The sequence below is a fragment of the Streptomyces sp. NPDC087859 genome (genome assembly GCF_044742595.1).
Taxonomy (GTDB): domain Bacteria; phylum Actinomycetota; class Actinomycetes; order Streptomycetales; family Streptomycetaceae; genus Streptomyces; species Streptomyces canus_F.
Genome location: NZ_JBIUUU010000002.1, coordinates 655129 through 673011 on the forward strand (window position 1 = coordinate 655129; position 17883 = coordinate 673011).

Annotated in this window: 19 protein-coding genes; 11 read left to right on the forward strand and 8 right to left on the reverse strand. The window is 71.8% G+C overall.

Annotation, left to right across the window (positions count from 1 at the left end; genetic code table 11):
* Positions 1–37 precede the first annotated feature (37 nt).
* The 4 genes from ACIOHP_RS06920 to ACIOHP_RS06935 all read left to right on the forward strand — a co-directional run bounded on the left by ACIOHP_RS06920 (position 38) and on the right by ACIOHP_RS06935 (position 7422).
* On the forward strand, positions 38–2500 hold the full coding sequence (locus ACIOHP_RS06920; protein WP_401883998.1) for a SpoIIE family protein phosphatase: 2463 nt from the start codon (positions 38–40) through the stop codon (positions 2498–2500).
* 25 nt (positions 2501–2525) lie between these two features.
* Complete coding sequence (locus ACIOHP_RS06925) at positions 2526–2963, forward strand: DUF3052 domain-containing protein (RefSeq protein WP_401884000.1); 438 nt, start codon at positions 2526–2528, stop codon at positions 2961–2963.
* A 63-nt stretch (positions 2964–3026) separates the two neighbouring features.
* Positions 3027–3923 carry a glycosyltransferase family 2 protein gene (locus tag ACIOHP_RS06930; protein ID WP_401884002.1) on the forward strand — a complete coding sequence of 299 codons (897 nt, stop codon included), beginning with the start codon at positions 3027–3029 and terminating at the stop codon, positions 3921–3923.
* Between the two features lie 385 nt (positions 3924–4308).
* Positions 4309–7422, forward strand: a complete 3114-nt coding sequence (locus tag ACIOHP_RS06935) for a BTAD domain-containing putative transcriptional regulator (RefSeq protein WP_401884143.1) — start codon at positions 4309–4311, stop codon at positions 7420–7422.
* Between the two features lie 27 nt (positions 7423–7449).
* Here ACIOHP_RS06935 and ACIOHP_RS06940 read toward each other — a convergent pair whose 3' ends face one another.
* The 3 genes from ACIOHP_RS06940 to ACIOHP_RS06950 all read right to left on the reverse strand — a co-directional run bounded on the left by ACIOHP_RS06940 (position 7450) and on the right by ACIOHP_RS06950 (position 10641).
* Positions 7450–9138, reverse strand: a complete 1689-nt coding sequence (locus ACIOHP_RS06940) for a bifunctional 3'-5' exonuclease/DNA polymerase (protein ID WP_401884004.1) — start codon at positions 9136–9138, stop codon at positions 7450–7452.
* A gap of 75 nt (positions 9139–9213) precedes the next feature.
* Positions 9214–9939 (reverse strand): Clp protease N-terminal domain-containing protein, encoded by a 726-nt coding sequence (locus ACIOHP_RS06945; RefSeq protein WP_401884006.1) that lies wholly within the window; start codon positions 9937–9939, stop codon positions 9214–9216.
* 75 nt (positions 9940–10014) lie between these two features.
* Positions 10015–10641: a LysE family translocator gene (locus ACIOHP_RS06950; RefSeq protein ID WP_401884008.1), complete on the reverse strand. Its 627-nt coding sequence runs from the start codon at positions 10639–10641 to the stop codon at positions 10015–10017.
* Positions 10642–10706: 65 nt separating this feature from the next.
* On the opposite strand from ACIOHP_RS06950, the gene ACIOHP_RS06955 reads away from it, so the two are divergent.
* Positions 10707–11816 (forward strand): DUF2786 domain-containing protein, encoded by a 1110-nt coding sequence (locus tag ACIOHP_RS06955; RefSeq protein ID WP_401884010.1) that lies wholly within the window; start codon positions 10707–10709, stop codon positions 11814–11816.
* 3 nt (positions 11817–11819) lie between these two features.
* On the opposite strand, the gene ACIOHP_RS06960 is transcribed toward ACIOHP_RS06955, so the two are convergent.
* The 4 genes from ACIOHP_RS06960 to rpmB form a co-directional block, all read right to left on the reverse strand.
* Positions 11820–12344 (reverse strand): DUF4232 domain-containing protein, encoded by a 525-nt coding sequence (locus ACIOHP_RS06960; protein WP_401884012.1) that lies wholly within the window; start codon positions 12342–12344, stop codon positions 11820–11822.
* Between the two features lie 80 nt (positions 12345–12424).
* A complete protein-coding gene (locus tag ACIOHP_RS06965; protein ID WP_361552817.1) occupies positions 12425–12958 on the reverse strand; it encodes a hypothetical protein in 534 nt (177 codons plus the stop codon).
* Positions 12959–13002: 44 nt separating this feature from the next.
* Positions 13003–13308: a 30S ribosomal protein S14 gene (gene rpsN / locus ACIOHP_RS06970; protein ID WP_361552814.1), complete on the reverse strand. Its 306-nt coding sequence runs from the start codon at positions 13306–13308 to the stop codon at positions 13003–13005.
* 12 nt (positions 13309–13320) lie between these two features.
* A complete protein-coding gene (gene rpmB / locus ACIOHP_RS06975) occupies positions 13321–13557 on the reverse strand; it encodes a 50S ribosomal protein L28 (RefSeq protein WP_046260351.1) in 237 nt (78 codons plus the stop codon).
* A gap of 62 nt (positions 13558–13619) precedes the next feature.
* On the opposite strand from rpmB, the gene rpmG reads away from it, so the two are divergent.
* From rpmG to ACIOHP_RS07000, 5 genes are all read left to right on the forward strand, one after another.
* Positions 13620–13784 carry a 50S ribosomal protein L33 gene (gene rpmG, locus ACIOHP_RS06980; RefSeq protein ID WP_046260352.1) on the forward strand — a complete coding sequence of 55 codons (165 nt, stop codon included), beginning with the start codon at positions 13620–13622 and terminating at the stop codon, positions 13782–13784.
* A gap of 8 nt (positions 13785–13792) precedes the next feature.
* Positions 13793–14041, forward strand: coding sequence for a type B 50S ribosomal protein L31 (locus tag ACIOHP_RS06985; protein ID WP_361484509.1), 249 nt, complete (start codon positions 13793–13795; stop codon positions 14039–14041).
* Positions 14041–15222, forward strand: a complete 1182-nt coding sequence (locus ACIOHP_RS06990) for a CobW family GTP-binding protein (protein WP_401884015.1) — start codon at positions 14041–14043, stop codon at positions 15220–15222. The genes ACIOHP_RS06985 and ACIOHP_RS06990 overlap by 1 nt, the downstream gene beginning before the upstream one ends.
* 5 nt (positions 15223–15227) lie before the next feature.
* A complete protein-coding gene (rpsR, locus tag ACIOHP_RS06995; protein WP_046260355.1) occupies positions 15228–15461 on the forward strand; it encodes a 30S ribosomal protein S18 in 234 nt (77 codons plus the stop codon).
* Between the two features lie 317 nt (positions 15462–15778).
* Positions 15779–16033: a DUF397 domain-containing protein gene (locus tag ACIOHP_RS07000; protein ID WP_266823915.1), complete on the forward strand. Its 255-nt coding sequence runs from the start codon at positions 15779–15781 to the stop codon at positions 16031–16033.
* 106 nt (positions 16034–16139) lie between these two features.
* On the opposite strand, the gene ACIOHP_RS07005 is transcribed toward ACIOHP_RS07000, so the two are convergent.
* Positions 16140–16637 carry an ATP-binding protein gene (locus ACIOHP_RS07005; RefSeq protein ID WP_171142472.1) on the reverse strand — a complete coding sequence of 166 codons (498 nt, stop codon included), beginning with the start codon at positions 16635–16637 and terminating at the stop codon, positions 16140–16142.
* Positions 16638–16970: 333 nt separating this feature from the next.
* Between ACIOHP_RS07005 and ACIOHP_RS07010 the strand changes: the two genes are divergently transcribed.
* The gene (locus tag ACIOHP_RS07010) at positions 16971–17795 is read left to right on the forward strand and encodes a helix-turn-helix transcriptional regulator (protein WP_046260358.1); all 825 of its coding nucleotides are present in this window, start codon (positions 16971–16973) and stop codon (positions 17793–17795) included.
* The last annotated feature ends 88 nt before the right edge of the window (positions 17796–17883 follow it).

Below are 17883 nucleotides of genomic sequence, written 5' to 3' on the forward strand. Positions count from 1 at the left end.
ATGGCCCATATGCCACCCTCCAGATGGGACGGCTGACATGAAGGTCCCCGAGGAGGTCACACCGGACGGAACGCATGGACCGTTCGAGATGGCGAATGTGGCTGCCGCGGTGATCGACGCGAAAGGCACGGTCATCGGCTGGACGGGGGCCGCCGAGCGGCTCCTGGGATACCGCGCGGCGGAGGTCCTCGACCGCTCCGCCGCCACTTTGCTGGCCCGGTCCGAGGACGCGTCACGAGCGGCCGAGGTCGCCGAGGAGTGCGGGAGCCGGGAGAGCTGGGTCGGCCTGGTGGGCGCCCGCCACCGTGACGGCCGCCGCCTCGAGGTCGGGCTGCGGGTGACCGCGATGTCCGACACCGACGACCGCAAGGCCTGGCTCGTATCGGCGATCGACGTGTCGAAGGCCCCGACCTGGGCGGTCAGCGGGGAGGTGCTGGAGGCCTTTCTCACCCGCTCCCCGCTCGGCATGGCCATGCTCAGCCCGGACCTGCGGTACGTGTGGATGAACGACACCCTGGAGCGCTACGGCGGTGTGCCGCGCGAGGAGCGGTTCGGGCACCGGATGTCGGACTCGCTGCCGGGGCTGAACACCGAGGCGCTCGAAGCGAAGATGCGGCAGGTGCTGGAGACCGGCGTGCCGGTCATCGACTACGAGTACCGGGGCTGGACCTGGGCGGATCCGCACCAGGAACATGCCTACTCCACGTCCTTCTTTCGGCTCGACGCCCCGGACGGCAACCCGCTGGGCGTCTGCTACATGGGCATGGACGTCACCGACCGATGGCGGGCCCGCGAACGGCTGGCCCTGCTCAGTGAGGCCAGCGCCTGCATCGGCGGCACGCTGAACGTGATGCGGACCGCCCAGGAGCTGGCCGACTTCTCGGTACCGCGGCTCGCCGACTTCGTGACCGTCGATCTGCTGGAAGCGGTGCTGCAGGGCGACGAGCCCGGTTCGGGGCCGGCCGGCAGCGCGTTTCTGGTGCGGCGTGCCGGACAGCAGTCCATCCACGAGGGCTGCCCGGAGTCGGTGGTCACCACCGGCGACTTGATCGACGCACCCGAGTCCTCGCCGTACTTCGCGACCATGGTCAGCGGCAGGGCGGTGCTGGAACCCTCCCTCGCCCCGGCCACCGCCCCGTGGATCGCGCAGGACCCGGCACGGGCCAAGAGCATCGCGGAGTTCGGGATGCACTCGGTGATGTGGGTGCCGTTGTCCGCGCGCGGCACCGTGCTGGGAGTGGCGACCTTCATCCGCACGGAGCATCCGCGGCCCTTCGAGGAGGACGATCTGCTCCTCGCCGAGGAGCTGGTCGGCCGGGCCGCGGTGTGGGTGGAGAACGCCCGCCGCTACACCCGTGAACATGCCGCGGCGCTGGCCCTCCAGCGGAGTCTGCTCCCACAGGGGCTGAACGGCGGGACCGCCATGGAGGTGGCCTCGCGCTATCTGCCGGCCGACGCCCGGGGCGGGGTGAGCGGCGACTGGTTCGATGTGATCCAGCTGTCCGGCGCCCGGGTCGCCCTGGTCGTCGGTGACGTCGTCGGGCACGGCCTCAACGCCGCGGCGACCATGGGCAGACTGCGTACCGCCGTACAGACGCTCGCCGACATGGACCTGCCGCCCGACGAGCTGCTGGCCCACCTGGACGACCTGGTGATCCGCCTGACGGAGGAGAAGGGCGGCGACGACGAGCCCATCGCCACGGCGGTACTGGGCGCCACCTGCCTCTACGCCATCTACGACCCGGTCACCCAGCTGTGCACCATGGCCCGGGCGGGGCATCCGCCGCCCGCCGTGGTCACCCCCGGCGGCAAGGTCTTCTTCCCGGATCTTCCGGCGGGCCCTCCGCTGGGTCTCGGCTCGCTGCCCTTCGAGTCCGCCGAGATCTCCCTGCCCGAGGGGAGCCTGATCGCCCTCTACACCGACGGCCTCATCGAGAGCAGCGACCAGGACATCGACGTCGGGCTGTCCCGCCTCAGCGATGTGCTGGCGCAGTCCGGCCTGCCGCTGGAGGAGCTGTGCTCGGCGGTCGTGAGCAATCTGCTGACCGGTCCGCAGACCGACGACGTGGCCCTCCTGCTGGCCCGGCCGCATGCGCTGGGCACCGACCGGGTCGCCTCGTGGGACCTGCCGACGGATCCGGCGATCGTCGCGAGCGCCAGGAAGCTGGTCGTGCGCCAGCTGCTCGGATGGCAGCTGGACGACCTGGCGATGACCACGGAACTGGTGGTCAGCGAGTTGGTCACCAACGCCATCCGGCACGGCACCGGGCCCGTCAGACTGCGGATGGTCCGGCACGACAAGTTGATCTGCGAGGTGTCCGACGCCAGCAACACCTCGCCCCGGATGGGCCATGCGCGGACGACCGACGAGGGCGGCAGGGGGCTGTTCCTGGTCGCTCAGATGACCCGGCGCTGGGGGACCCGCTACACCCGGTCCGGAAAGATCATCTGGGCGGAGCAGGACCTCCCGGGGCGGGCGGACGACCAGGGAGGGCGCTGACGGTTCACCCGCGGGAGCGGAGGTGATGTGCGTGACGAGCGGATACTCCGGTACGCCCCTCGCCCGGAAGATCGGCATCAAGGACGGACAGCGGGTGGGGCTGCGGCACGCGCCCGAGGCGTGGGACATTCCCGGGCTGCCCGAGGGGTGCGAGGTCGTGGAGGGCGGGCCGGGCGGGGTCGATGTCGGCGTCGCCTTCTACCGGGAGCGACGGGAACTGGCGGCCGAGGCGGCCCGGCTCGTGGACGACCTCGCCGACGACGCCATGCTGTGGATCGCCTGGCCCCGGAAGGCGGCCGGGCATGTCAGCGACATCGGCGAGAACGGTCTGCGGGAGATCTTCCTCCCGCTCGGTGTCGTCGACGTGAAGGTGGCGGCGCTGGGGGAGGACTGGTCGGGGCTGAAGTTCGTACGCCGGAAGGAGAACCGGCGCGCGGATCACGCTGCGAACCCGCGTACATGAGACGTCCTTACCGTGAACGGCTAGCATCGCGGCGGTACTTGCGAGCCGGGATGAGGTGAGGGCATGGGGGAGGCGCTACGCGTCGCCGTCGCCGTCGTGACCATGGGGAATCGGCCGGAGGAGGTCGACGCCCTGCTGGAGTCCGTGGCCAAGCAGGATGTGGCGCCCGCCCGGATCGTGATCGTCGGGAACGGCTGCCGGCTGCCGGAGTTCGCCGAGCGGCTGTCGCTGCCCGGTGAAGTCACCGTCGTGGAGCTGGAGGAGAACCTCGGCTGTCCCGGCGGGCGCAACGTCGGGCTCGCGCGGCTGCGGGAGTTCGGGGACGTCGACGTGGTCGTCGAGCTGGACGACGACGGGCTGCTCGTCGACGCCGATGTGCTGCGGCGCGTGCGGGAGTTGTTCGCCGCCGACGGGCAACTCGGCGTCGTGGGCTTCCGGATCGCCGACGAGCTCGGGGAGACCCAGCAGCGGCACGTGCCCCGGGTCGGCGCCTCCGATCCGCTGCGGGGCGGATATGTGACCGGCTTCCTCGGCGGCGGGCACGGCTTCCGCATGGCGATGCTCGACGAGATCGGGGACTGGCCGGCCCGGTTCTTCTTCGCGCACGAGGAGACCGACCTGGCATGGCGGGCCGCCGACGCGGGCTGGCGGATCCTCTACGCGCCCGAACTGCTGCTCCAGCACCCGAAGACCTCGCCCGCCCGGCACGCCGTCTACTACCGCGTGAACGCCCGCAACCGCGTCTGGCTGGCCCGGCGCCGGCTGCCGCTCGCGCTCATCCCGGTCCATCTCGGGGTCTGGGTGCTGCTCACGCTCGTACGGAACCGGTCGACGGCCGGGCTGCGCGCCTGGTTCGGCGGGTTCGCGGAAGGGATACGGGAGCCGGCGGGGGAGCGGCGGCCCATGCGCTGGCGCACGGTCTGGCGGCTCACACGGCTGGGACGTCCGCCCGTCATCTGAGAAGGGACGAGGGCCCCGGTCGCTCACCTCCGGCGACCGGGGCCCTCTCGCGTCCCCGGATCCGGCCACGACGGCGACACTCCCCCGAGCAACGCGTCGTACGCGCGCACCCTCGGGCCAGATCCGATGAAGTGATCACATCAGGCGGCACCAACAGATCGCTAACATGTGGCCAGTGGTCCTCTGCGGGGTCGCCGGCCGATTGGCGCGAAATCGCCCGGCGGCGGCCTCGGACGGCCGGTACGGTAGCGGATTCCGGCCGGATCGCCGGTCGGCGGTACGTGGCGGGAAACCGCCGCACAGAGGGCGGAATCCCGCCAGAAGCGGTGGGTTTTCGAGTGCGGAGCGCGGCCGGGTGCGGCGCGTGGGAAGGCAGTGGTTCGGTGTGAAGCCGTGCGAGCTGCGGTTCGGACTGCTGGGGCCGCCGGTTCTCTACGACGCCGGCACGACCCGGGTGGTGGGCAGCCCCAAGGTGCGCACGCTGCTGGCCGCGCTGCTTCTCGAGGCGGGCCGTACCGTCTCGGTCGACGCCCTCAAGGACGCGCTGTGGGGCGGGGCCCCGCCCGCCTCCGCCCACGCCTCGCTGCACAACCACGTCACCCGGCTGCGACGACTGCTCGACGACCCCGAGCGGCTGCGGGCCGTACCGCCCGGCTATCTGCTCCGGGTCGAGCAGGGCGAACTGGACGTCCATGTCTTCGACACCCACGTCGCCGAGGCGCGCGCCGCGCACGCCGGGCGGGACTGGGCGCGGACGGTGCGCGCGTGCGCCGAGGGACTCGCGCTGTGGCGCGGCTCGCCGCTCAGCGGTCTCCCGGCCGAGCTGGGCGGATACGCCTTCGCGCAGCGGCTGCGGGAGGCGCGGCTGCTGCTTCTGGAGTGGCGCTACGACGCCGAGCTCGCCGTCGGTGACCGGCTCGACGGTCTGGTCCTGGAACTGACGTCCCTGGCCGCCGAACATCCGCTGCGCGAGGCCTTCCACCGCCAGCTGATGCTGGCCCTCCATCGGACGGGGCGGCAGGCGGAGGCGCTGGCCGTCCACCGGGATCTGCGGACGCGGCTGGTCGAGGAGCTCGGCGTGGAGCCGGGGGCGGGGGTGCGGGAGGCGCATGTCGAGGTGTTGCGGGAGGCGACGGGGGCGTCCGCCGGGAGTGAGGGGAGCGACGGGAGCGGAGGGGGAGGAGGCGAGGGTGCGGCTGGTGCGGCCGGGGGCGTGCCGGTCGTCGGTGAGGACGGCGGGGCCGAGGACACGGCGACCGCATCCGGAACCGCCGACGCCGAGTCCGGAGCCGTCGACGCCGAGCCCGGGGGGATGCCCACCGGCCCGCCCCGCCCTGCCCAACTCCCGCCGCCGCCGGCCCACTTCACCGGCCGCACAGCCGTCCTCGACGCCGTACGGCAGACCCTGTCCGACGCGCCCACCGCCGTCGCCGTCATCAGCGGCATGGCCGGTGTGGGCAAGAGCGCACTCGCCCTGCACGTCGCCCACGGCCTGCGGGAACGCTTCCCCGACGGCCAGCTGTACGTCAACCTGCACGGCGCCACCCCCGGCATGACCCCCCTCACGCCGTCCCAGGCGCTCACCGCACTCCTGTGCGACCTGGGCGCCGACCCCCGTGCCATCCCCGAACACCCGGACGCGGCAGCCGCGTTGTTGCGCTCCCTGCTCGCCCCGACACGCACGCTCATGGTGCTGGACGACGCCGCGACCGCCGCGCAGGTACGGCAGTTGCTGCCGGCCGGCACCGGCTGCGCGGTGATCGTCACCAGCCGCTCCCCGCTGACCGCCCTCGACGGCGCCCGCCGATTCCCGCTCGCCCCGCTGTCGGCGGAGGACAGCGCCGCGCTGCTCCGGACGGTGTCCGGCCGCGAGGGCGACGACGGCACCGGCAGCGGCGAGGACGCCGACCGCATCGACGCCGGCCATCCCCTCGTCGAACTCACCGGCCGCCTCCCGCTCGCCCTGCGCATCGTCGCCGCCCGCCTGGCCGCGCGACGCGCCCTCACCCCCGATGTGCTGGCCGACCAACTGGCCGCCACCGAGGACAGGTTGCGGCACCTGGAGTACGACGACCTGTCCGTACGCCGCTCCCTGGCCGTCGCCCACGACGCGCTCGCCGCCTCCGGCCGGCGCACCGACCGCGACGCCGCCCTCGCGCTGCGCCGCCTCGGCGCCCTCGACCTGCCCACGTACGGCGCGCCCCTCATCGCCCGGCTCCTCGGCACCGAGACCGACCGTGCCGAGGCCGCGCTCGACCGACTCGTCGACGTGGCGCTCCTGGACGAGACGGCGTACGGCCGCTACGCCCCGCACGACCTGGTCCGCGACTTCGCCCGCGAACTGGCGGACACCCGGCACGCCCCGGACGTCGCCCGCACCGCGGTGCGCTGGTACACGGCCGTCGTCGAACGCACCCTCACCGCGATTGTCGAGCCCGGCCTCGACCAGGACGACCGCCGCCGCCCCACCGCCGCGCAGCCGCCCGAGCACACGGCACACGTGCTGTCCGTGCCCGCCTTCGCCTCCTCCGAGGAGGCCTTCGCCTGGGCCACGGCGGAGCTGGAGAACATCGTCGCCCTGGTCGAGCGGTACGCGGACGCCCCCGACGACCGCACCGCCGCCCATGTCGCCACCCTCCTGCGGCTCTTCTTCCCCTACCTCCAACGCGGCGGCCGGGTCTCCGAGATGGAGGCGCTCGGGCAGGCCGCGCTCCGGCTGGCGCGGCGCTTCGGGGACGAGGTCGCCGAGGCGTACGCGCTGATCGACCTCGCCGGCCTGTACTTCCTCACCGGCCGGCACGGCGAGTCCCTCGCCCGCACCGACGACTCCCTCGCCCTGTGGCGGCGACTCGGCGTGCTCTCCAGGATCCGGCGCTGCCTCGGCAACCGGGGCCTGCTGCTGGAGAACCTCGGCCGGTACGAGGAGTCCGGGGAGGCGCTGCGCCAGAGCCTCGAGCTGTCACGGCAGTTGGACGACCCCTGGGGCGAGGCCGTGACCTACGGCCACCTCGGCAATCTGTACGAGCACACCGACCCCCGCGCCGCCATCGAGCAGCACCGGCGCTCGCTCGCCATCGGCGCCGAGATCGGCAACGTCATCGTGCAGCACTCCGCGCACTGCAACATCGGCTACGCCCATCTCACCCTGGGCGAACCGGCCGCCGCCGTACCGCACTTCGAGGAGAGCCGGCGCATCCTCGGCGGCCACGGTGACTGGCACGGTGAGTCCCAGTCTCGGCTGGGTCTGGTGCGGGCGCTGCGGCTGCTGGGCCTCATGGACCGGGCCGAGAGCGAGTGCGCCGAGCTGCTGAGCCGTGCGGACGCCCGCGCCGACGGCTATGTGGGCGGTCTCGCCCGCCACCAGTACGGGCTGGTGCTGCGGGAGCGGGGACGCGTCGAGGAGGCGCGCGCGCAGTGGCATACGGCCCTCGCCGCACTGGACGGGACGGACAAGAAGGCGGTCGTGGACGAGCTGCACGAACTGCTCGGCGACGGCTGATCACTCGGCGTCCGCACAGCTGGCCGGTCACTTGGCGTCGGCATAGCACTCCACCACGGACGTCGAGAACGGGAACCGCACCGGCGTCTGTCCGAACGTCAGCCGGGCCGCCAGGTCCGCGGCCTCCCGGATCGCCGCCACGACCGTCTCCGTCTCCTCCTCGGGACAGTGCACGATCACCTCGTCGTGCTGGAAGAAGACCAGCTCGGCCGCCATGTCCGCACAGGTCTGCCGCAGCGCGGCGAGCAGCAGCAGGGTCCAGTCGGCGGCGCTGCCCTGGACGACGAAGTTACGGGCGAAGCGGCCCCGGGCGCGGGCGTTGCGGGAGGCGTACCCCGGTACCCAGCCGTCGTCGGAGGGGGTCTCGGGTGCGTCCTCCTGCGGGATGCCCGCCTCCTCGGCGGCGTCGCCCGCGCCCGCCGCCGGTGGGCAGGTCCGGCCCAGCCAGGTCCGCACGAGCCGCCCCTCCTCGCCCGCGCGGGCCGCGTCGTCGACGTACGCCACCGCCTTGGGGAAGCGGCGTCTGAGCGCGGCGAGGTTCTTGAGGCCGTCGCCGGAGGTCTGGCCGTAGACCGCGCCGAGGACGGCGAGCTTGGCCTGGTCGCGGTCGCCGGAGAAGGCGCGGTCGGAGACGGACTGGTAGAGGTCGGTCTCCCGGCCCGCCACCTCCATCAGCCCGGGGTCACGGGAGATCGCCGCCAGCACCCGCGGCTCCATCTGGTCGGCGTCGGCGACGACGAGCCGCCAGCCCGGGTCGGCGACGACGGCCCGGCGGATGACCTTGGGGATCTGGAGCGCGCCCCCGCCGTTGGTCACCCAGCGGCCGGTGACCGTGCCGTGGCACAGGAACTCGGGCCGGAACCGCCCCTCGCGCACCCAGTCCTGGAGCCAGGACCAGCCGTGGGCGACCCAGATCCGGTACAGCTTCTTGTACTCGATCAGGGGCTTCACGGCCGGGTGGTCGATCGACTCCAGCTCCCAGCGGCGGGTGGAGTTCACCTTGATGCCGGCCTGGGCGAACGCCTTGACGACATCGGCGGGCAGGTCGGGCCGGACCCGGCGCCCGAAGGCCGTGGACACCTCGTCGGCGAGTTCGGCGAGGCGCCGGGGCTCACCGCCGCCGGCGTACCGCTCGCCGAGCATCTCGTGCAGCACCTGACGGTGGACGTCGGCGCTCCACGGCAGCCCCGCGCGGTTCATCTCGGCGGCCACCAGCATCCCGGCCGACTCGGCGGTGATCAGCAGCCGCATCCGGTCGGGATGGGCGGTGGCGTCCTGGCGGCGCTGCTGGTCGGCGTAGACCTCCAGGAGGTCGGCGAGCGGCAGGTGGACGGCCTGCGGCTCGAAGAGGGAGGACTGCGAGCCGGGTTCGGCCGACCGCAGTGGCGGGTCGGGGGGTACGGGACCGCCGTGCAGCCGGGCCAGGGCGGCGGCGGCCGAGCGCGGCTCGCCGTACCTCCCGGCGTGGCCCAGCAGCAGGGTCTCGGCGTCCTCGATGTCGTAGCACCGCTCGACTCGCACCCCCGCGGCGAGCAGTCGCGGGTACACCTCGGCCGTGGACCGCCACACCCACCGCGCCACCTCGGGCCGCCCCCGCACGGCCCCCGCGAGGTCGCCCTCCCGCCGCACCGGTCCGGCGGGCAGCCCGTCGGACCCGAGGGGGGCGATCTCCACGCCACCGTCCTCGGCCGGAGCGAGAGCCCAGCGGTCGGTCATGGAGCGAGTCTCGCAGGAGGGTCTGACAACGGCTCTTCGCTCGCCGCCGGGCGGCGGCGCCCCGGACCAGGGGGATCAGGCCCGCTCTTCCTGGATCCTCGCCAGCGCCGTCGTCACGTTCTCCTCGGCCGCTTCCTTCGTGATGCCGAGGCCCGACAGCACGCCCTCGCCGTTCTCGAACTCCAGCAGGGCCAGCAGGATGTGCTCGGTGCCGACGTAGTTGTGGCCCAGGCGGAGGGCCTCGCGGAAGGTGAGTTCCAGGACCTTCTTGGCGTCGGAGCCGTAGGGGACGAGCTCCGGGGCCTCCTCGGCGGCCGGTGGCAGTGCGGCGGTGGCGGCCTGGCGTACGACGTCGAGGAGGACGCCCTGTGCGGTGATCGCCTTGGCGGCCAGGGCGTCCGGTTCGGCCAGCAGGCCGAGGACCAGGTGCTCGGGGCGGCCCTCGGCGTTGCGGGCGGCGACGGCCTCGTTGTGCGCGGCCATCACCGTGTTGCGGGCACGCGTGGTGAAGCGGCTGAAGTCCTGGTTGGCGCCGGGCTCGGCGCCCTCCCTCGGCACGAACCGCTTCTGCGCGGCCTGCCGCGTGACGCCCATGCTCTTGCCGATGTCCGTCCAGGAGGCGCCCGAGCGGCGGGCCTGGTCCACGAAGTGGCCGATCAGATGGTCGGCCACGTCACCGAGGTGGTCGGCTGCGATCACCGCGTCCTCGAGCTGGTCGAGTGGCTGATCGTGGACCTTCTTGATGGCCGCGATGAGGTCGTCGAGGCGTACGGATGACGTGATGTTGGGGTTCGTCGTCATGTGTCAACCGTAGGTTGACAGTTGAAGGGTGTCAACCCGCGGTTGACGATCTGGGCCGTCCACGCGTGCGTGCCCCTACTTCGGCGACGCGGCCACCAATCGCACCGCCAGCCCCGTGAACACCGTCCCGCTGAAGATGTTGAGCCCCCGCGCCACCCGGCGACTGCGCCGCAACAGCGTGGAGAGCTTCCCGGAGAGCAGCCCGATCGAGCCGTCCACCGCGAAGCCCATGACCGTGATCGTGAGCCCGAGGACCAGGAACTGCTCCCACACGTGCCCCCTCCCGGGCGCCACGAACTGGGGCAGGAACGCCACGTTGAAGAGGATCACCTTGGGGTTGAGGAGGTTGGTCACGGCCCCCTGCCAGAAGGCCCGCCGCATCCCCGGCCCGGTCACGGTCCCCTCGCCGATCGGGGAACGGTCCCGGAACGCCTTCACCGCGAGGTACAGCAGATAGGCAGCGCCCGCCCAGCGCAGCACGTGGTACAGCGTCGGCAGGGCCAGGAACAGTGCCGACAGTCCGAGCGCCGCGGCCACCGTGTGCACGAACATCGCACAGGCCACCCCGAACGCCGCCATCACCCCCGCCGCGGGGCCGCCGCGTCCGCCCATCGCCACGATGAACATCATGTCGGGGCCGGGAGTCACACAGAGCGCGAAAGCGGCCACGAGGAAGGCCGCGTAGAGAGACATGTCCACCATGGCGCCATGCTCGAAGCCCGCACGGGCGGCGGCACCCGATTTTCGGGGAGTGAGACGATCGCTCCGTGACCAGCAGCAGCACCCCCGGTACCGTCGACCGAGCCTTCGAGGCGGCCCTCTACACGGACGCCGACTCCGCCCTCGACACGGCCGCCTCCCTCCTCGCCGCCGACAAGAGCGCCGACGTCGAACTCGACCGCAGGGGCCGGGAGTTCGTGGCGGCGGCCTGGCGGCGGGGCTGGCAGCCCGCCGACGTCGTACGGATCGTGCGCCGGGAGCTGGACGACGTACACGTACGCCTGGCATCGGTGCTGATCCACGCGCAGGCGCCCGACGACCGCGCGCGCGGCCCACGCTGGCGGGCCCAGCTCGAGGAGCTGACGGCCGACGCCCCGGCACAGGACCGTTTCTCCCGCGCCACCGCGGTCCTGGAGCTGTACCGTCTGCTGCTCCGCCTGCCCGCCCTGGAGTCCCTCGACGAACCGGCCGGCCGCACCGCGCACCCCGAGTCCCGGATGCTCACCCGCATCCGCGCGCTGCTCGCGAAGGCGGAGGGGACGGACTACCCGGAGGAGGCGGAGGCGCTCAGCGCCAAGGCACAGGAGCTGATGGCCCGGCACAGCGTCGACGAGGCGCTCCTGGACGCGCAGGCGCCCACGCACGACACCCCCGGCGCCTGCCGGATCGGGGTCGAACCGCCGTACGAGCAGGCCAAGGCGGTGCTGCTGGACGCGGTGGCGACGGCGAACCACTGCCGGGCGGTGTGGAACGAACCGCTCGCCTTCTCCACGGTCGTCGGCTTCGAACCCGATCTGGAGGTCGTGGAGCTGCTCTACACCTCCCTGCTCGTCCAGGCCACGACGGCGATGACCAGGGCGGAGGCGGCCCAGCGGGCGGGCGGCCGGAAGCGCACCAAGACCTTCCGGCAGTCCTTCCTCGCGGCCTACGCCCACCGCGTGGGGGTCCGCCTGCGTGCCGCGGCCGAGACCCAGGTGAGCGACGACCTGCTCCCGGTGCTCGCCACCCGCGAGGTCGCGGTCACCGGCCGCCTCGACCGGATGTTCCCGGAGACGACCACGACCCGGCTGCGCGGTGTCAGTGACGAGGCGGGCTGGGTCGAGGGCTCGGAGGCGGCGGACCGTGCGCAGGTGAAGTCCCGCCGACGGCTCGGCTGAGGCCTAGTCGCCGGACGCCTGGAACCCGCTCACCGAGGCGTCCGGGGTCTTGCCGTCGCTCTTGACCGCGACATCGCCGTACGACCACGTGAAGTCGTACGTCTCGGAGGAGCCGGGCAGGCTGAACTTCCCCTTCGACACGGCGAGGCTCTTGCCACCGCCCGCCTCGCCCATGACGTAGGTGAGCGTGAAGGAGGTCACGGCGCCCTTCGCGAGGGTCGTCTTCGTGGCCTTGGCGGACGGGTCCGGCTCGACGGCGACCGTGCCGAGGGTGACGGAGGGCAGGCCGTCGAGGGTGCACTTGGCGCCGCTGTCGTTGGTGATCGTGACGGGCACGTTACCGGTGTCCCCGACGGCGGGGGCCTCGTTGGCGGGCCCGACCTCCACCGTCATCGCGCCGACCGCGCAGGCGGTGACGCCCTTGGGGCTGCTCGTGGCGGCCTTGTCCTTGGTGTCCCCGTCGTCGGAGCAGGCGGTCAGCGTGAGGGCCGCGGTGAGGACGGCGGCGGCGAGGGGGAGGGCGCGCATGAGGGGTCCTTGAGTGCTCGGGTGCTGCGTGAACGCGTGCGTGGATCATCACGCACGAAGCCGGGAGTCCGTGACGAGGGTCAGCCCAGGCTCGCCGTCGGCAGCCCGGACGGCAGTTGGCCGCCCTCCGACTTCGTGTACGTCTCCGTGCCCAGACCGCCCTCCCATGTCACCTTGAGGCCGGTCTTGCTCACGGAGTCGACCATGCCGGTCTGCCGGTCCTTGCTGCCGTCCGTGCACGTGAGGCGGATCATCCGCATGCCGTCCTCCTCGCCCGCGGTCCCGCTGCAGATGGTCCCGCCGGTCGCGAAGAGCCCGGCCTCCGTGCCATTGACCATCAGCACCACGGCCTTGCCCTTGGTGGTGGCGAGCCAGCTGCCCGCGAGGTCGTCCGAGGCGGAAGCGGAGGCCGACGAGGAGGCCGATCCGCCGGTCCCGCCTCCCGTGTCCGCGGTCGCCGTCGACGAGGCGCCGGAGCTCGGCGACGAGTTGTCGTCGGAGCCGCCGTCCCCGCTGCACGCGGTCAGCGCGAGTACGCCCGCCAGGGTCGCGGCGGCCGCCGCGACCCGCATCCGCCGGTGTGACGTGGTGCGCGAGAAGATCGCCGAAGTCACTGGAGGCTCCTAGCTGTAGCGGTCGACGCAACGACCGCAGCAAGCTACCAGGAGGACTTGCGGACCCCTGGCAGGTACCCGGCGTGCGCCTGCTCCCGGAGGCCGACGCGGGAGAGGCCGAAGGCGCGGTAGTAGCCGCGCGGCCGCCCGTCCACCTGGTCCCGGTTGCGTACGCGCGTGGCGCTGGCGTCCCGTGGCTGCCGGTTCAGCTCCTGCCGGGCGGCGATCCGTTCGGCGTCCGTCGAGGACGGGCGCCGGATGATCTCCTTCAGCTCGGCGCGGCGCTCGGCGTACCGGGCGACGATCTCCTGCCGCTTCTCGTTCTTCGCGATCTTGCTCTTCTTCGCCATGGCGGTTTCCCCTCAGACCCGCACCCCGCGCGCGCGGATCCGCGCCACGGCTGCCTCGATGCCGATCGTGTCGACGGTCTTGATCCCCTTCGTGCTCAGCCGCAGCCGGACGTTGCGGCCCTCGCTGGGCAGCCAGTAGCGCTTGGACTGGATGTTGGGGTCGAAGCGGCGCGAAGTGCGCCGGTGGGAGTGGGAGATGCGGTTGCCGAAGCCGGGCTGGGCGCCGGTCAGCATGCAGTGGGCGGACATGGGTGATGCACCTCTCTCGAAGCGGTTATGTAAATGGAATTCATTTTCAGTAAGATAGCAGCATGGCTCGCAACGAACTCCGCCCGGTCATCAAGCTCCGGTCCACGGCGGGGACCGGCTTCACCTATGTCACCCGCAAGAACCGCCGCAACGACCCGGACCGTATGACGCTCCGCAAGTACGACCCGGTCGCCCGCCGTCACGTCGACTTCCGAGAGGAGCGCTGACCACCGCCATGCGCAACGGAATCCACCCCTCCTACGGCCCGGTCGTCTTCCGGGACCGCGCCGCGAACCACACCTTCCTGACCCGCTCGACGATGACGAGCGAGAAGACGATCGAGTGGGAGGACGGACACACCTACCCGGTCGTCGACGTCGAGATCTCCAACGTCAGCCACCCCTTCTACACCGGCACCGCGCGCGTGCTGGACACCGCCGGACGCGTGGAGCGCTTCGAGCGCCGGTACGGAAAGAAGGGCTGATGCTCTCCGTCGTGATCGTCGGCGGGCTGCACGCCGACGCCCGCAAGGCGGCCGTCGAGCGGCTGCTCGCCGACGTGCCGGGCAGCGTCGTCCTCCACCACGACCTGGCGACGGCCGCGGCGGGCACGGTCGTACGGACCATCCGTGACACCTCCGGGATCCTCGCCGCGGGGGAGGCGCCCCTGGTCAACGACTGCGCGTGCTGTGCGCTGCGCGAGGACCTGGTGCCGGAGCTGCTTCGGCTGGCCGACGACGGTCTCACGCGGCTCGCGGTCGTCGAGCTGTGGGACTCGGTGGAGCCCAAGGCCATGGCCGAGGTCGTCACGGCCGGCGGGCTCACCGTCACCGGCGTCATCACCGCCGTCGACCCGGCGCTGGTCCTGCCGTACCTGGGCAACGGCGACGACCTCGCCGAGCGCGGCCTCGCCGCCGCCGCAACCGACCAGCGCACGGTCGCCGACACCTTCGCCCGGCAGCTGGAGTACGCCCCCGTCCTCGCCGTGGCCGACTCGGAGGAGGCCGACGACGAGGACCGCGAACTGCTCGCGCAACTGCATCCGACGGCCCGCCAGGTCCCGATCGGCCACGGCGACCCGGCGGGCCCGGAGCGCGGTGCGCGAGCCGACGCGCAGCCGTCCGCACGCTCGCCCTTGGCGGCGGCGGCCCTCGCCGGATTCGACGTGGAGGCCGCGGCCGCCGCCCAGCACCCCGCCTGTGCCCTCCTCCCCGCCGAGGCGGACGCCCACGGCGTCTCCACGCTGGTCTGGCACCGGTGCCGCCCCTTCCACCCGGAGCGGCTGTACGAGGCGCTGGAGGACATCACCTGTGCGGCCGCCCGCAGCCGCGGCCGGTTCTGGCTCGCCGACAAGCCGGATGTGCTGCTGCACTGGGACGCCGCCGGCGGAGCCCTGTGCGTGGAGAGCGCGGGCCCCTGGCTCGCCTCGCTGCCGGACGCGGCCTGGGAGATGGTCCCGCCGGTGCGCCGGGCCGCCGCGGCGATGGACTGGCACCCCGAGCACGGCGACTGCTGCCAGCACCTGGTGTTCACGTCGCCCGCCCTCGACCGCGACGGCCTCGAACGGCTGCTGGAGCACTGCCTGCTCACCGACACCGAGTACGCCGCGGGCCGCGACGCCTGGAAGCGGCTGCCGCCCGCCTTCGACACCCTCCTGGAGGTCTGACCCGCATGCCCCGCAAGCCCGAGCGCAAGCCCGCCAAGAACCGTCCCAACCCGCTGGACCAGGCGAAGATCACCTACATCGACTACAAGGACACCGATCTGCTGCGGAAGTTCATCTCCGACCGCGGCAAGATCCGCAGCCGCCGGGTCACCCGCGTCACGTCCCAGCAGCAGCGCAGGCTGGCCCGCGCCATCAAGAACGCCCGGGAGATGGCACTGTTGCCGTACGGCAACCGCTGATCGAACGCCCCCTCCGAGGCCCCGGCGTGGACACGGTTCACGCCGGGGCCGAACTTTGCCCCCGCACGATTGGGTGAAGGTTGGAACACAACAGGCGCGGTACGCGTCTATTCCTCATACACGAGGGGGTTCGGCCCAGATGCCGAGGTGCCGGGGGAACGTGACCGGCGCCCCGTACGTCACATCTGTAATCACAGGACCACCCCGCGTGCACGTGCATCTGCTCATGCATCTGCACGTGAACAGAGCTATGATCCGGACCAGTTGACCACTGCATCAATTGGCCCCAAGGCCACCGCACCACCGGGGAGCGACCTGTGGACCACGACGTGTACAACGACGTGTACAACGGCATGGCAGCCACGGAGCTGAACGGGGTGGCCTGGCAGAAGAGCCGGCACAGCAACTCGCAGGGTTCCTGCGTCGAGTTCGCGCGGCTCCCCGACGGGGGTGTGGCCGTGCGCAACTCACGGTTCCCCGACGGTCCGGCGCTCGTCTACACGCGCGCCGAGATAGAGGCGATGCTGCTCGGGGTGAAGGACGGCGAGTTCGACCACCTCGTAGTGGGCTGACGTTCCGGGGCCGACGCCTCGTCACCGTGCGGAGGACTCAGGGCGATCGCCGCCTCACGCCCCGTGACGCGCGTAGAACCTCGGCGTCGAAAAACGCCGCGGGGCCTCACTCGGCCGACTGCAGGCGGAACAGCGCCCAGACGACCTTGCCGTTGAGCGTGCCGGCGAGCGGATGCCAACCCCAGCCGTCCGCGAAGGAGTCGACGAGGAACAGGCCCCGCCCGGACTCCGCCGAGAAGTCGTCCGAGTCGCGCGCGACCGGACTGTCATGGCTGGGATCGCGCACCGCGCACACGAGCCGCTCCGTCCAGCGCATCAGATGCAGTCGCACGGGCGGAATCTGTTCGGGTGCGTGTCCGTTGCTCGTCGGCAGACCGTGTCGCAGGGCGTTGGTGACCAGTTCGGAGACCACCAGACAGACGTCGTCGAAGCGGTCGCCTATGTCCCACTGGTCCAGCGTTCTGCGGGTGAACTGCCGTGCCTCGCGCACCGCTTCGTAACGGGCGGGCAGAGCACAGGAGGCGGCGTTGGACACGGCCGCGGGATCCAGCGGCGGAAGGCCCTGCCGTAACGGCTCGAGCATGGTCGATCCATTCGTCCCCATGCGAGGCACTCCCGGAGGTTCGCGGTCGTTGCGATGCAGCGGTTGCGCGGGACCATGGTTTCGGATGAGGAGTGCAGATGCAAGGTGCAGATGCACGTGCACGTGACCGAATTGGACGTTCCCGTACCGCTTGTTGGGCATTTTTTCCGCCAACTTCCTTACTTCTCTTGCCTTCTCCTCCCCTCCTGCTGTGTGGAATCTTTGGCTTCTTTCCATCTCTGTAATCGGACGAGTACAGCTCGAAGTGTTTTAGTGGCAGACTTCGGCTCCTGAAGACGGCTGGGGAGGCTGGCGAACGTGAGCGCGGGAGAGCCCGGATCGGTGGTGCGGCGCATGCTGCTCGGCTCGCAACTCAGGCGACTGCGTGAGGCACGCGGAATCACCCGCGAGGCCGCGGGCTACTCCATCCGCGCCTCGGAGTCGAAGATCAGCCGGATGGAGTTGGGCCGGGTGAGCTTCAAGACAAGGGACGTGGAGGATCTGCTGACCTTGTACGGCATCACGGACGAGCAGGAGCGCGCCTCCCTTCTCTCCCTCGCCCGCGAGGCCAACGTCGCGGGCTGGTGGCACAGTTACTCCGACGTCCTGCCGAGCTGGTTCCCCACCTATGTCGGCCTGGAGGGCGCCGCCACCCTGATCCGGGTGTACGAGGTGCAGTTCGTGCACGGCCTGCTGCAGACCGAGGCCTACGCCCGCGCGGTCGTGCGGCGCGGCATGAAGGGTGCCAGCGAGGCCGACGTGGAGAAGCGGGTGGCGCTGCGCCTGGAACGCCAGAAGTACCTCGCCGAAGCGGGCGGCCCCGAGTTCCACATCGTCCTGGACGAGGCGGCGCTGCGCCGGCCCTACGGCGACCGCGAGGTGATGCGGGGCCAGCTCCAGCATCTGATCGAGGTCTCCACGCGCCCCAACGTACGGCTGCAGGTCATGCCGTTCGGCTTCGGCGGCCACTCCGGCGAGTCCGGCGCCTTCACCCTCCTCAGCTTCCCCGAGTCCGACCTCTCGGACGTGGTCTATCTGGAGCAGCTCACCAGCGCCCTGTACCTGGACAAGCGCGAGGACGTCGCCCAGTACGAGAAGGCGCTCAAGGAGCTCCAGCAGGACAGCCCGGGGCCGGACGAGAGCCGGGACCTTCTACGAGGTCTCCTCCAGCTCTCCTGAGATCTTCGCCGACTCTCCGAGGGTTTTCCCCAGAACCTCGCTCTGCGTCCCCAACTCGCTTGCGGCACAAGTACGATGACGCGTGATC

What these genes read in the sequence shown, in the direction of transcription:
- ACIOHP_RS06920 (WP_401883998.1), top strand. Translation starts at nt 38, where the DNA reads ATGAAGGTCCCCGAGGAGGTCACACCGGACGGAACGCATGGACCGTTC.
- ACIOHP_RS06925 (WP_401884000.1), top strand. Translation starts at nt 2,526, where the DNA reads ATGTGCGTGACGAGCGGATACTCCGGTACGCCCCTCGCCCGGAAGATC.
- ACIOHP_RS06930 (WP_401884002.1), top strand. Translation starts at nt 3,027, where the DNA reads ATGGGGGAGGCGCTACGCGTCGCCGTCGCCGTCGTGACCATGGGGAAT.
- ACIOHP_RS06940 (WP_401884004.1), bottom strand. Translation starts at nt 9,138, where the DNA reads ATGACCGACCGCTGGGCTCTCGCTCCGGCCGAGGACGGTGGCGTGGAG.
- ACIOHP_RS06945 (WP_401884006.1), bottom strand. Translation starts at nt 9,939, where the DNA reads ATGACGACGAACCCCAACATCACGTCATCCGTACGCCTCGACGACCTC.
- ACIOHP_RS06950 (WP_401884008.1), bottom strand. Translation starts at nt 10,641, where the DNA reads ATGGTGGACATGTCTCTCTACGCGGCCTTCCTCGTGGCCGCTTTCGCG.
- ACIOHP_RS06960 (WP_401884012.1), bottom strand. Translation starts at nt 12,344, where the DNA reads ATGCGCGCCCTCCCCCTCGCCGCCGCCGTCCTCACCGCGGCCCTCACG.
- rpsN (WP_361552814.1), bottom strand. Translation starts at nt 13,308, where the DNA reads ATGGCGAAGAAGAGCAAGATCGCGAAGAACGAGAAGCGGCAGGAGATC.
- rpmB (WP_046260351.1), bottom strand. Translation starts at nt 13,557, where the DNA reads ATGTCCGCCCACTGCATGCTGACCGGCGCCCAGCCCGGCTTCGGCAAC.
- rpmG (WP_046260352.1), top strand. Translation starts at nt 13,620, where the DNA reads ATGGCTCGCAACGAACTCCGCCCGGTCATCAAGCTCCGGTCCACGGCG.
- ACIOHP_RS06985 (WP_361484509.1), top strand. Translation starts at nt 13,793, where the DNA reads ATGCGCAACGGAATCCACCCCTCCTACGGCCCGGTCGTCTTCCGGGAC.
- ACIOHP_RS06990 (WP_401884015.1), top strand. Translation starts at nt 14,041, where the DNA reads ATGCTCTCCGTCGTGATCGTCGGCGGGCTGCACGCCGACGCCCGCAAG.
- rpsR (WP_046260355.1), top strand. Translation starts at nt 15,228, where the DNA reads ATGCCCCGCAAGCCCGAGCGCAAGCCCGCCAAGAACCGTCCCAACCCG.
- ACIOHP_RS07005 (WP_171142472.1), bottom strand. Translation starts at nt 16,637, where the DNA reads ATGGGGACGAATGGATCGACCATGCTCGAGCCGTTACGGCAGGGCCTT.
- ACIOHP_RS07010 (WP_046260358.1), top strand. Translation starts at nt 16,971, where the DNA reads ATGCTGCTCGGCTCGCAACTCAGGCGACTGCGTGAGGCACGCGGAATC.